The organism is Streptomyces sp. UH6 (assembly GCF_013421635.1).
Classification (GTDB): domain Bacteria; phylum Actinomycetota; class Actinomycetes; order Streptomycetales; family Streptomycetaceae; genus Streptomyces; species Streptomyces abyssomicinicus.
In genome coordinates this window covers 26,050-37,729 of sequence record NZ_JACADT010000006.1, presented here as the reverse complement: position 1 = coordinate 37,729, position 11,680 = coordinate 26,050, and the positions used below count along the sequence as shown (strand labels likewise).

Annotated in this window: 15 protein-coding genes; 6 read left to right on the top strand and 9 right to left on the bottom strand. The window is 71.1% G+C overall.

All coding sequences use genetic code 11. From position 1 onward, the window contains the following. Positions 1–188 precede the first annotated feature (188 nt). Positions 189–1,157: a diacylglycerol kinase family protein gene (locus HW445_RS01390; RefSeq protein ID WP_180219184.1), complete on the top strand. Its 969-nt coding sequence runs from the start codon at positions 189–191 to the stop codon at positions 1,155–1,157. A 317-nt stretch (positions 1,158–1,474) separates the two neighbouring features. After that, a complete protein-coding gene (locus HW445_RS01385) occupies positions 1,475–1,732 on the top strand; it encodes a WhiB family transcriptional regulator (RefSeq protein ID WP_108954435.1) in 258 nt (85 codons plus the stop codon). A gap of 172 nt (positions 1,733–1,904) precedes the next feature. Here HW445_RS01385 and HW445_RS01380 read toward each other — a convergent pair whose 3' ends face one another. Further along, positions 1,905–3,383 (bottom strand): sensor histidine kinase, encoded by a 1,479-nt coding sequence (locus HW445_RS01380; RefSeq protein WP_180219183.1) that lies wholly within the window; start codon positions 3,381–3,383, stop codon positions 1,905–1,907. A 450-nt stretch (positions 3,384–3,833) separates the two neighbouring features. On the opposite strand from HW445_RS01380, the gene nagB reads away from it, so the two are divergent. Then, on the top strand, positions 3,834–4,619 hold the full coding sequence (gene nagB / locus HW445_RS01375) for a glucosamine-6-phosphate deaminase (protein WP_180219182.1): 786 nt from the start codon (positions 3,834–3,836) through the stop codon (positions 4,617–4,619). A 325-nt stretch (positions 4,620–4,944) separates the two neighbouring features. Here the strand turns inward: nagB and HW445_RS01370 are convergent, their stop codons facing one another. Continuing rightward, on the bottom strand, positions 4,945–5,157 hold the full coding sequence (locus tag HW445_RS01370; RefSeq protein WP_180219181.1) for a hypothetical protein: 213 nt from the start codon (positions 5,155–5,157) through the stop codon (positions 4,945–4,947). 261 nt (positions 5,158–5,418) lie between these two features. Here HW445_RS01370 and HW445_RS01365 point away from each other — a divergent pair, with 261 nt between their 5' ends. Continuing rightward, positions 5,419–6,297 carry a hypothetical protein gene (locus HW445_RS01365; protein ID WP_180219180.1) on the top strand — a complete coding sequence of 293 codons (879 nt, stop codon included), beginning with the start codon at positions 5,419–5,421 and terminating at the stop codon, positions 6,295–6,297. Positions 6,298–6,411: 114 nt separating this feature from the next. Then, the gene (locus HW445_RS01360; protein ID WP_180219179.1) at positions 6,412–6,666 is read left to right on the top strand and encodes a helix-turn-helix domain-containing protein; all 255 of its coding nucleotides are present in this window, start codon (positions 6,412–6,414) and stop codon (positions 6,664–6,666) included. Positions 6,667–6,772: 106 nt separating this feature from the next. On the opposite strand, the gene HW445_RS01355 is transcribed toward HW445_RS01360, so the two are convergent. Next, positions 6,773–7,027: a hypothetical protein gene (locus HW445_RS01355; protein WP_180219178.1), complete on the bottom strand. Its 255-nt coding sequence runs from the start codon at positions 7,025–7,027 to the stop codon at positions 6,773–6,775. Beyond that, complete coding sequence (locus HW445_RS01350) at positions 7,024–7,194, bottom strand: hypothetical protein (RefSeq protein WP_180219177.1); 171 nt, start codon at positions 7,192–7,194, stop codon at positions 7,024–7,026. The genes HW445_RS01355 and HW445_RS01350 overlap by 4 nt, the downstream gene beginning before the upstream one ends. A 385-nt stretch (positions 7,195–7,579) precedes the next feature. Between HW445_RS01350 and HW445_RS01345 the strand changes: the two genes are divergently transcribed. Then, on the top strand, positions 7,580–7,819 hold the full coding sequence (locus tag HW445_RS01345) for a winged helix-turn-helix domain-containing protein (RefSeq protein WP_180219176.1): 240 nt from the start codon (positions 7,580–7,582) through the stop codon (positions 7,817–7,819). A 158-nt stretch (positions 7,820–7,977) separates the two neighbouring features. Here HW445_RS01345 and HW445_RS01340 read toward each other — a convergent pair whose 3' ends face one another. Genes HW445_RS01340 through HW445_RS34040 form a run of 5 tightly spaced genes read right to left on the bottom strand, consistent with a single transcriptional unit; the run spans position 7,978 to position 11,679 of the window. Further along, positions 7,978–8,334, bottom strand: a complete 357-nt coding sequence (locus tag HW445_RS01340; protein WP_180219175.1) for a hypothetical protein — start codon at positions 8,332–8,334, stop codon at positions 7,978–7,980. A gap of 1 nt (position 8,335) precedes the next feature. After that, on the bottom strand, positions 8,336–8,785 hold the full coding sequence (locus HW445_RS01335; RefSeq protein WP_180219174.1) for a hypothetical protein: 450 nt from the start codon (positions 8,783–8,785) through the stop codon (positions 8,336–8,338). Then, complete coding sequence (locus tag HW445_RS01330) at positions 8,785–9,066, bottom strand: hypothetical protein (protein WP_180219173.1); 282 nt, start codon at positions 9,064–9,066, stop codon at positions 8,785–8,787. The genes HW445_RS01335 and HW445_RS01330 overlap by 1 nt, the downstream gene beginning before the upstream one ends. Before the next feature lie 3 nt (positions 9,067–9,069). Then, positions 9,070–9,996: a peptidoglycan recognition family protein gene (locus HW445_RS01325; RefSeq protein WP_180219172.1), complete on the bottom strand. Its 927-nt coding sequence runs from the start codon at positions 9,994–9,996 to the stop codon at positions 9,070–9,072. A gap of 57 nt (positions 9,997–10,053) precedes the next feature. After that, the gene (locus HW445_RS34040; protein WP_180219171.1) at positions 10,054–11,679 is read right to left on the bottom strand and encodes an SGNH/GDSL hydrolase family protein; all 1,626 of its coding nucleotides are present in this window, start codon (positions 11,677–11,679) and stop codon (positions 10,054–10,056) included. Position 11,680 lies beyond the last annotated feature (1 nt).

Genomic DNA, 11,680 nt, shown 5'->3' with positions numbered 1-11,680 from the left:
CGCGGCGGCGGCGGTCAGCCGTCCGGGGCGCGGGCCCCGGGGCTCCTGCGGGCCGGCGGCGGGGGAGGCGGAGGCGGGTTTCGGCTGAGGGCTCACGACGGCCAGGGTAGTCGTCCCGCTGCGCACCCCCCTCGTACGGGCAGGGCTTCGTATGGGCCGGGTACCGATCAGTAGGTAACCTGCACACCATGCGCGCACTCCTCGTGGTCAACCCGACGGCAACCACCACCAGCGCCCGGACGCGTGACGTCCTCATCCACGCACTGGCGAGCGAGGTGGACCTGGAGGCCGTCACCACGGAACGCCGGGGTCACGCGCACGATCTCGCACGGGCCGCCGCCCGGGGCAAGGACGTCGACCTGGTGGTCGCCCTCGGCGGCGACGGCACCGTCAACGAGGTCGTCAACGGACTGCTGCACGACGGGCCCGACCCGGAGCGCCTGCCGGGGCTCGCGGTGGTCCCGGGCGGCTCCACCAACGTCTTCGCGCGCGCCCTCGGCCTCCCCAACAACGCGGTGGAGGCCACCGGCGCCCTGCTGGACGCGCTGCGCCAGGGACGGGAACGCACCGTCGGACTCGGTTTGGCCGAGCCGGCCCCGGGTACCGGGGACGACGGCGCTCCGCTCCGCTGGTTCACCTTCTGCGCCGGCCTCGGCTTCGACGCCGGGGTCGTCGGGCGGGTGGAACAGCAGAGGGAGCGCGGCAGGAGGTCCACGCACCCCCTGTACGTCCGCCAGGTCCTCCGCCAGTTCCTGGGAGACCCGCACCGCACCAGAGGGACGATCTCCCTCCGGCGGGACGGCGAGGAGCCGGTGGACGGACTGGTGGTGTCCCTCATTTCGAACACGTCCCCGTGGACGTACCTCGGCAACAAGCCGCTGTACCCGTCGCCCGGGGCGTCGTTCGACAAGGGGCTGGACGTCCTGGGACTGAGCAGCATGTCCACGGTTTCGGCGATGCGCTACGGCAGCCAGCTGGTGGCCTCGACGCCGGAGCGGGGGCCCCGCGGCAAGCACGCGGTGTCGCTTCACGATCTCAGTGCGTTCACCTTGGTTTCCAAGGTCCCCTTGCCGTTCCAGGTGGACGGTGACCACCTGGGGCTGCGGACGGGCGTGAAGTTCACAGGCGTACGCCGTGCACTGCGTGTGATTGTGTGAGTGGATCGCGCCTTAAACCTTTCACTCGAACGTATTGAGCAGGGTCCACCCCATGGAAGTACGGCTGTGACCTAGCAGACACCGAAGAATCAAAAAAAAGTTTCCGGAAGGGGTTGTATCCGCCGCTGAGGTTTGCGAGTCTCTACGTGGCGCTCGGGACAAGCCGCCAGACGGCGTCCCACCAGAGCCCCGAACCCCCTCCAAGCCAAGGACGGCCACCCCCGGGAAACCGGAACACAGCCTTCACTTGTTGGGGGATTCGTGAAAGCGTTCACATTCACAAGCACCTGCACGTATACACAGGAGAGGTAGCAGCCATGGACTGGCGTCACCACGCCGTTTGCCGCGAAGAAGACCCCGAGCTCTTCTTCCCCATCGGCAACACCGGTCCTGCGCTGCTGCAGATCGAGGAAGCCAAGGCCGTTTGCCGCCGCTGCCCGGTGATCGAGCAGTGTCTGCAGTGGGCGCTCGAGTCCGGCCAGGACTCCGGCGTCTGGGGTGGTCTCAGCGAGGACGAGCGTCGCGCCATGAAGCGCCGCGCCGCCCGCAACCGGGCCCGTCAGGCCTCCGCCTGACAACCCGCCCCGCGAACAGCCTGAGCTTGGCGGCGCGTACAGCGTGTACGCATCTCCCGCCCCCGAGCCGCAGCGCGCAGTAACCTGGTTCTGATCGAGAGCCCCGGACCGAGCGGTCCGGGGCTCTCGGCATGTCCGTGACCGGTCGCGTCTGCGCGACGGGTCGCCGGGGTCACTTCTGGGACTTGACCGGGATGTCCAGCAGGACCCGGGTGCCGCCCTCGGGGGTGACCCGCACCATGTCGAAGGAGCCGCCGAGTTCGCCCTCCACCAGCGTCCGGACGATCTGCAGTCCGAGGTTGCCGGAGCTGTGCGGGTCGAAGCCCTCGGGCAGGCCCACGCCGTCGTCGAGGACGGTCACCAGCAGCCGTTCCTCACGGGGCGTGCCGCCGCGCACCGCGGACACCTCGACGGTGCCGGTGTCGCCGGGGCCGAAGCCGTGCTCCAGGGCGTTCTGCAGCACCTCGGTGAGGACCATCGACAGCGGGGTGGCCACCTCGGCGTCCAGGATGCCGAAGCGTCCGCTGCGCCGGCCGGTGACGGTGCCGGGGGAGATCTCGGCGACCATGGCGAGCACCCGGTCGGCGATCTCGTCGAACTCCACGCGCTCGTCGAGGGTCTGGGAGAGCGTCTCGTGGACGATGGCGATGGAGCCGACCCGCCGCACGGCCTCCTGGAGCGCCTCCCGGGCCCGGTCGGAGTCCATCCGCCGGGCCTGGAGCCGCAGCAGCGCGGCGACCGTCTGGAGGTTGTTCTTGACCCGGTGGTGGATCTCCCGGATGGTGGCGTCCTTGGTGATCAACTCGCGCTCGCGCCGCCGCAGTTCGGTGACGTCACGGAGCAGCACCAGGGAACCGATGCGGGTGCCCTTGGGTTTGAGCGGGATGGCGCGGAACTGGATGACGCCGTCGCTGGCCTCGATCTCGAACTCCCGCGGCGCCCAGCCGCTCGCCACCTTGGCCAGCGCCTCGTCCACCGGGCCCCGGGAGGGTGCGAGTTCGGCCGTGGTGCGGCCCAGGTGGCAGCCGACCAGGTCGGCGGCGAGACCCATCCGGTGGTACGCGGAGAGGGCGTTGGGGGAGGCGTAGGTGACGACGCCGTCGGCGTCCAGCCGGACCAGCCCGTCGCCCACCCGCGGCGCGGCGTCCATGTCGACCTGCTGGTCCGGGAAGGGGAACGATCCGGCGGCGATCATCTGCGCCAGGTCCGAGGCGGACTGCAGGTAGGTCAGCTCCAGCCGGCTCGGGGTGCGCACGCTGAGCAGGTTGGTGTTCCGGGCGATCACGCCCAGCACCCGCCCCTCGCGGCGCACCGGGATGGACTCCACCCGGACCGGGACCTCCTCCCGCCACTCCGGGTCGCCCTCGCGCACGATGCGGCCCTCGTCCAGCGCCGCGTCCAGCAGCGGGCGGCGGCCGCGGGGCACGAGGTGGCCGACCATGTCGTTCTGGTACGAGGTCGGGCCGGTGTTGGGGCGCATCTGCGCCACCGAGACGTACTTGGCGCCGTCCCGGGTCGGCAGCCACAGGACCAGGTCGGCGAACGAGAGGTCGGAGAGCAGCTGCCACTCGGAGACCAGCAGGTGGAGCCATTCGAGATCGGTGTCACCGAGGTCGGTGTGCTGGCGTACGAGTTCGTTCATGGAGGGCACGTCTGCGAGCGTACCCGGGCGGTGCGCGGGCGCCGCACCCACGGGCCGCGGCGCAGGAAGGGACCCTCAACCCTCCCGGCACCGCAGCCCGGAGCAGCAATCGGCCTCGGGTGTGCGGCCCGGACCGACCGGTGAGGAGCCAGGCGCAGTCAGGGCAGAGAGGCCCGGTTCCTCGGTCCGCCTTCCTGTGCGGGGAAGGCGGCGTCTGTGCGTCCCTGCCTCTCACCCGCAATTGTGGACCGGCCGCTCGGTCGTGTCCATGGGCAAAGGGGCGGGGGTCTCGCTGCGTGCAGCCTAGCCCGCCCGGGCCGCCTCCGGGACCGGTCCGCGGTGATTGGGGGAGCGCTCCCACGCGCGGGCGGGGCGGGCGCTTCCGGGCGGTTCCGCGGGGCGGCCCTTCTTGGTAGATTGGTCTAAACCATAGGTCTATACCAGGATGGTGGCCCCAGCGTGGAAGTTGTCATCGTTCCCGACGCCCGGGCGGGCGGCGAACTGATCGCCGGCGCCATGGCGTCGCTGCTCCGCGGCAGGCCGGACGCGGTCCTCGGCGTCGCCACCGGCTCGACGCCGCTGCCGGTGTACGAGGCGCTGGCCCAGCTGGTGCGTACCGGGGAGGCGGACGTCTCGCGGGCGCGGATCGCGCAGCTCGACGAGTACGTGGGGCTCCCCGCCGGGCATCCCGAGTCCTACCGGTCGGTCCTGCGGCGCGAGGTGCTGGAACCGCTCGGCATCAAGGAGGAGGCCTTCCTCGGGCCGGACGGCACGGCGGCCGACCCGGTGGCCGCGTGCGCCGCCTACGAGCGTGCCCTGGCCGCGGCGGGCGGCGTGGACCTCCAGCTCCTCGGCATCGGCACGGACGGGCACATCGGGTTCAACGAACCGTGCAGCTCGCTGGCCTCCCGGACACGGCTCAAGACGCTCACCGAGCAGACCCGGGCCGACAACGCCCGCTTCTTCGACGGCGACGTGGACCAGGTGCCGCGGCACGTGATCACCCAGGGCATCGGCACCATCCTCGACGCCCGCCACCTGGTGCTGCTGGCCACCGGCGAGGGCAAGGCGGCGGCGGTGGCCGCCGCCGTGGAGGGCCCGGTCGCGGCCGTCTGCCCCGCCTCGGCGCTCCAGCTCCACCCGCACGCCACGGTGGTCGTCGACGAGGCGGCGGCCTCGGGGCTGCGGCTCGCCGACTACTTCCGCCACACCTGGGCCCACAAGCCCTCCTGGCAGGGCATCTGAGGGCATCTGGCAGGGAAGGGGCCCGGCTCGCGGTGAGCCGGGCCCCTTCCGGGCGAGCGAGAAGGTCAGGCCTTCTTGGTCTCCCAGAAGATCTTGTCGATCTCTTATCCATGCCATGTAATGGCAGGTCAGCGACTTGCGGTGCAGGTGATGGGCGTTGTGCCCTCTGTCTATGATGCATGGTGATGCACGGTGATGCGGCGGAGTGGGAGAGATCGTCTCCCATTCTGCCTCCCAAGACGACCAAACGCCCCCGCTCTGTGAGCGAGGGCGGCACCGGACCTGCGGAGGGTGGCGGTAGCAAGCCGGTGCGGTCAGCCGTGGATCAGCCCCAGCCGGGGTCCATGAACGAGGTGGGCGGTTCGCTCCTGCCCCACCCCGGGTCGTCGGCCGGCTCGTCCGGCGTGGGCTCCGGCGTGGCCGGGGCGGTGGGGTCGGTGATGGGCGTGGTGGTCCCGGCGTCGTCGGCCTGAGCGACGCCGACGCCGCCAAGGGTGAGGGCCAGCGCTGCCGCAGCGGCGGCGAGAACTCTCTTCATTGAAGCCCCCCAAAGTGAGCGGTCAGTGTGCTTCCTGTGGCGGCCGTCCAGCATGTTCCATGTGAACGGCTGCTGTACGTAGGCTGTCAGGTACACCTAGACAACAGCCAGATGCGACGCCGTGCGTATACGTGCTGTGCGGGATCGCGCACTTGGCGTGCAAGGGGGACATGGTCCATGACCACTGCCGACCAGCTTGACCCTTCGCTCACGGACGCAGAGCGATCCGTCTATGAATCCATCGTGGCAGGACGCCCCGCGGTGGATGACGGAGCAGTCGCGCGCCTGGCCCAGCTGGGGCTCGTCGACGCCTCAAGGCCTGAGCGGGTGGTAGCTCTCGACCCGCGCCTTGCTGCCCGCCAGCTGCGGGCCCAGGAGCGCGCCGCGATTCAGCAGTCCCTCGACCGCATGAACAGCATCGAACAGATGGAAGGGCTGGCCGAGCGCTACGACCTCCAGCGCGTCTACGGCGACGTGCCGTCCGAGTACCTGCCGTCCAAGGACGGGATGAACTCCCGCATAGGGCAGATCATGGCGGCGGCCACGAGCGAGCTGCTCACCCTGCAGCCTGGGAAGCCGGGGACGCGGGACCCGGAGGTGCAGCGGGCCGGGGTCGAGAAGGCGCGGGCCTTCCTCGCGCGTGGCCTCCGTGTTCGCACCATCTACAACGCTGTGACTCTGCACCACCAGCAGACGACGGAGTACGTCGAGGCCATGCTGGCGGACGGCGGCAGGGTCCGCGTCGGGTCCGCGCTCCCGCCTCGCATGGTCATCGTCGACCGGCAGCACCTCTTCCTCGACAACCATGTCCTCGAGGGCGAACCCAACAGTGGCTGGCACGTCGTCGACAAGGCGGCAGTGGCGTGGGCGGTCAGTGTGTACGAGATGGCCTGGTCGGCATGCACGCCATGGGAACGGGCCCAGCGAGCCGTGCGTGACGCAGTCACCACCGCCCGGCAGCGGGCGATCCTCCGCCAGCTGGAGGCCGGCGACCTTGTCGAGGCAGTGGGCACCGCCCTGCACATGTCTACGCGAGTAGTGAACAAGGAGCTCCAGGCGCTGCGGACTGCGCTCAGTCTGCCGTCGACCTTCGCCCTGATGGCGTGGTGGGGCGGGTCGGCCGAGCGCGGACTCCCCTGACCCTGACACCTACCCCGCACTGCGCGGGGCCGGGCCGACGTGCGCTCGTGAAGATCAAAAAATGCGGTCTATATTCCGCTGACACAGCATCAAGATCAGCGAACCGTGGGCAGGATGCGCGCCCTGCCCGACGACACGGCGTGGATCCGTGACTACCTGCAGGTGATAGGCGAGCGGATCCGCGCCGCTCGCCTCCACCAGAACCTGACCCAGGAGAAGGTCTATCTGGCCGCCGGTATCGACCGGCGCACGCTCCAGGAGGTGGAGGCCGGGCGCGGGAACCCGCGCGTCGAGACCCTGCTGCGCATCGCTGCCGTGCTGGACATCCCGATAGGCCAGCTGATGCAGCACGACGCCCCCCGCCCGTGACGGTCGGGGGGCGCTGGCGGGCAGGCCCCGGGCTTGTGGTTCTTTGCCGTCCTGGCGACCTGCTCGCCATCCGTCGGCGGTGCTGCTCGACACCGCCGACGGGGGTCTATGTGGCGTACTCGCTCTCATCCCAGGAGGGGTGCGGGGAGAGCACGTCGCCCGGCACCGTGTACCTGCGGCCGTCGATGTGCTGGTCGGCCTCGCCCGGTCGCTCGTGCTCCCAGGGGCGGCGGTCGCAGGCCATGGTCGGGTCAGTCGGATGCGGCATGGCGCAGTAGCCGCCGTGACGAAGTCCTGCCTGGGCGGCCCGGGTGCGGGCCTCGTCAAGGGTCAGGCGGCCGGTCGGGTGCGTGGCCTTCACGCTGCGGCTCCGATCCCGATGGCCTGCTCGTAGGGGCCGCGGAGGAGGGCGCCCCCCGGGCAGTAGCGGCGCTCCGCGCGGTTGCAGCCGCGGCGGCACCGGTAGACGTGCTGGAGGTATTCGTCGCGGCGGGTGCGGGCCGCGGCCTGCTGGCGCCTGCGGTTCACAGCCGTGCCTCCTGGGGGAGGCGGTCCTGGGTGGCGGCGCGGACCGCGAGGCGCAGTTCACGGCCAGTGTCACAGCCGTCGATGCGGGCCACGCACGGCTTACAGTTCGGCCTCGCCTGGCTGCCGACGTGCTGGTGCAGGGCGCTCATAGCATCCCACTCGGCGGCTGTATGAGGGATGGTGGCGGGCGCAGGGTGGCCCGTAGAGTGGCGCATGGCGGGTCCTCTCGGCAGGAGTCGTCCGCACCCCCGGCCGGGTGACAGCGGCGCGGGGGTTTTACGTGTGATCCGCAGCATAGCGACACCCTGATAGGTCCGATACCCCCGATATGCAGGATGGGCGTGCATATCTCGCCAGCCGGGATGATCGCGCATAGCGTCGCGGCATGAAGTGGAAGGCCGGAATTCCCAGGTGGCGGCAGGTCTACGACGTGATCGAGGGCCGGATCCTCGACGGCACGTACCCGCCTGGCTCACAGCTGCCGAGCATCCAGCAGCTGGTGCGCGAGTTCGGATTCAGCGAGGTACCTGCCCGTCGCGTGTTGACCGAGCTGGGGAAGGCCGGCCTTGCCGAAGTGCACCCGGGTATCGGGACCTTCGTGACCGAGCTGCCGGAGCCGAAGTAACGGTGAGGGGAGGGGCCGTGCAGAAGGACACCGGCTGGGGCTGACCCCAGACACGACGAAGCGCCCCCGCCCGCCCCCATGAAGGGGGCGGGCGGGGGCATGCGGGCGGGGAGTGAGTCGTCCCGGGCCGGCCTCCCACCACGGGGCCGGGCCGGGACTCACAGCCCCACGTCGTGCAGGTACTGCTGCGCGTCTTCCGGGACGGGCTGCGGCGGGGACGGCGGTTCGGAGCCGAGGAGCCGGACATGAGCGACCAGGGACCGAACCCAGGTCGCGAGATACCGGATCGTGTGGTCCTGGACGGCGATCCGCTCGCGGTCGCGCTCGGCGTCCGCCTCCAGCTCGTCGATGCGCGTCGTCTGCCGGGCTATCTCCCGGTCCATGCGCTCGGTCACAACGGTGAAGTCGTCCCGCCGCTCGGCCGACCGCGGGCGCCGTCGGCCGACCATGGCGGTGGCGATGCCGCCGATGGCCGTGACGAGGGCGACCGCCAGGGCGGACAGGGCAGTCAGCATCTCAGTTCCCACGAGGCGGCTCCGGACGTCGTGCGGGTGGCTCGTCCCAGCCGATGGCGACCAGGCAGACGGCACCGAAGGCGCCGTAGATGAGGGCGATAGCCCAGCCGCGTGGGTGGTCGGCGAGCGGCCACCACGCCACGAGGTAGGACATCGCCCAGGGGATGGTCACGACCCAGATCGCGAGGAAGCCAGGCCAGTCCCGGCGGGTCGGCGAGTCCCGGCGGGCGGGGATCCAGGCACACACCAGGGCGCACGCCCCAGCAGCGATCCACGCCCACGCCCAGGCGGTGAAGGGCAGCAGGTGCAGGAGCAGGTCGACGCCCCGCCGGTCCGCGGGCGGGCCGATGAGGAGCGATGCGCCGTAGAGGGTGGCGATGACGCCCTTGAGGCTGAGGAGTGCGCCGCGGCGGCCCAGCACTCGGCCGAGCCGCCGGACCGCCCGGCACATCAGACGGTGGTCGGTCGGCCAGTCAGGGCGACCGCTCCGTCCTTGTCCGGGTAACGGGGCGGCCGGGCCAGACCGAGGAACCAGCCCCAGCCGCGGCCGGCCTTCTGCTCCAGGAGCCGGAACAGAGCGTAGTAGACGGTGCCGAACGCGCCGGTGAGCGCGACCGTCAGGGTGGCGTCATCCAGCGTGATACCGAGACGGGCCAGCTGCACCCCGGCGAACCCGACGAGGTACGGCACGAGAGTGCGCCACAGGGAGGCGAACCATTCGTAGAGGGTCATGGGTCAGTTCTCCAGTCGCTTCGAGAGGGTGTCGGCGATGGCGGGCGCCAGCGCCGTGGCGAGCGCGGCCACCTGGTCGTTGGTGAGTCCTCCGCTGGCGGCCTGCTGGGCGAGGGCCTGGCGCAGTTCGGCGACCTCGGCACGCAGCGCCTGCACTTCCTCCTTCGCCTGGCGGGCGTAGGCATAGCCGGAGCCGAGGGCGGTCTGCACGCTGATGCTCCCGTCCTGCAGCCCTTCGTCCTTGGGCCACGCCTTCGGGACCCAGTCGTTCAGGTTGACCTTGTCAGTGAGCTGCACGTCGGTGTCCTCCTTGGAGGGGGTGGCTGAGCCTGCGGGGCTCTTGAGGCGGTCGGCGATGCGCTGCCGCATCGCCGTCATCTCGAAGCCGCGCGGGTCGATCTTGGTGTTGGTCCACTCCTTGTGGCCGATCGCGCTGCGGGCGCTCCAGCCGTGCGCCCGGCACAGGGCGGCCGCGGCGCGCTCGATTGCCTCGAGCTGGACGGCGGGCCAGGGGTCCTTGCCGTCGCCGAGGTTGACCGCCTCGAAGCCGTAGAAGCGGGCGTTGCCGTCGGTGTTGTTCTCGTTCGTCGGCGGCAGGTCGCGTTCCTGGACCACGGCGGCGAGCACGTCGTCGTCGCCGCGGCCGGCGTGGTTCGCGCGACCGCTGCCGACCAGGTACACGGTGCCGTCCTTGGCGATGACGCCGTGACAGAGCGGGCCCGGGAGGTCCGACCTGCCGTCGAAGCACAGGCGGACGGAGGCGTCGGTGCCGCTGGTCACCGTGTGATGGATCATCACACCGTTGACTGGGCCCCAGGCGCCGGTACTGGCCGGGCGCCGGTTGGTGCGCCAGCCGGGGTACTCGACGACCTTCACGCCCTCGGCGCGGAGAGCTCTCACCAGGGCGTCGGGAGAGAGGGGTGTGGCCATGCGGCCTCCAGACATGACGATGCCCCCGGCGCGGCGGGGGCGGGGAGCGGGCGGTGGTCAGGCGGGCAGGGTGGCGGCGTAGGCGGCGACCATGCGGCGGGCCAGGTAGACGTGGCCAGCGTCGGTGGGGTGGACGGCGTCGGCGCCGATGTAGGCGGCGACCTGCCCGGCCCGGATCCACGGCCCCTGCTCGGCGGCGAGGTTGCCCGTCGCGTCGTAGATGTTGCCGGTGACCGGGCTGACGAAAGGGTAGCCGGCGGAGGCCGCCGCAGACCTCAGCGTCTCGTCGGTGTTGATGATGGAAGTGGCGGGGCTGCCAGTTGGCGCCCAGCACCCGGCCACGAGTACCTGGGCCTTGGGCAGGCCAGCCCGGATCACGGCGTACAGATCCGTGGCCGCCGCGGCAATGGCCGACTGGGAGCCGCTGTTGTCGTTGTATCCACCCCAGATCACCAGGCGGTCGGGTGCCCACGGGATCACGTCGATCGGGGCGCGGGTGCCGAACGTGGCGGTGGTCCCGGGGGTGATGTAGCCGGTTCCGCCCCGGCCCTGCTCCCACACGTCCGTGGAGCCGAGGAGGCGCCCGGTGCGGTGCACCCACGTGCCCTGGCCTGCTCCCGTGTTCTGGTTGCTGCCGTCGCCGATGCTGTCGCAGAGGGCCATGAACCGTCCGCCGCGGTGCATGACCTGCCACATTGACGCACTCGGCGGCAGGTACACGCCACCGAACGGCATCGTGGTGAAGTCCAGGCGGATGCGGCGCGGGGCCGCGGAACCGAGGTCGATGGTCAGCATGTGCCCGGAGCCGGCTGTCGTGCCGCCACTGCTCTGCATCAGGTCCGTCACCTTGCGGCCGTCGACGGACAGCCGGTACATCGAGGCGGTGCTGATGTACTTGAAACGGACCTGCATGACCTGGGCATCGGTCCCGAACTCGACGGACCAGTGGCTCTGCCCACTGGCGTAGGTGTTGGGATACCTCGACAGCGGCAGCACGTAGTTGGTGTCCGGGGCGACGGTGCCAGCGGCGAAGTTGCCCGCGCCGGCCCAGGTGTACGGGCCGCGGACGTCGGTGCCGGTGAGCGCGATCGGAGCCGGGGAGTACCGGATGTACCCGGACGTGGGTGTGGTCGTCTGCGTGGTGGTGATGGTCGGTGCGGCCCCGGAGTACAGGCTGTCCGCGAGGGCCTGGTCCGGCATGTCCCGGCGCCGCCACCAGCTGCCCCAGCGGACGCCGGCTGCGGAGGCAGGGTCGGCGACGAGGGTCTCACCCAGGCCACCCACGCCGAGGCGGACCACCGAGGCGGACGCGTCAGCCACCAGCAGGTCGCCGCGGGTGGTCGCTGTGCTCTTGGCGATCGCGTCGGAGGAGGCATCGCTGAGGGCACCGGTGAGGTCAGTCGTCAGTGTGCGGCGGCGCGGGCCGCTGCCGCCGTTCGCGTCGAGGTAGAGGCTGGACACGCCGTCCGGCCCGAAGAACTCGGGGATCGCGCCGTCGTCGTCGGTGGTGAGCGCGCCGCCGAGGATGGGGCTGACGCCGTCCGCGCCGAGGAGGTCGGTGTGCTGGGTGCCGCCGGTTGCGGCATCCCAGGCCGTCACCGTGACGCCCGCGGTCAGCGTGGCCACGTTGGCCTCGCCGGGAGCTATCACGTAGTCGGCGATGCCGCCGAAGAGGTACCGCATG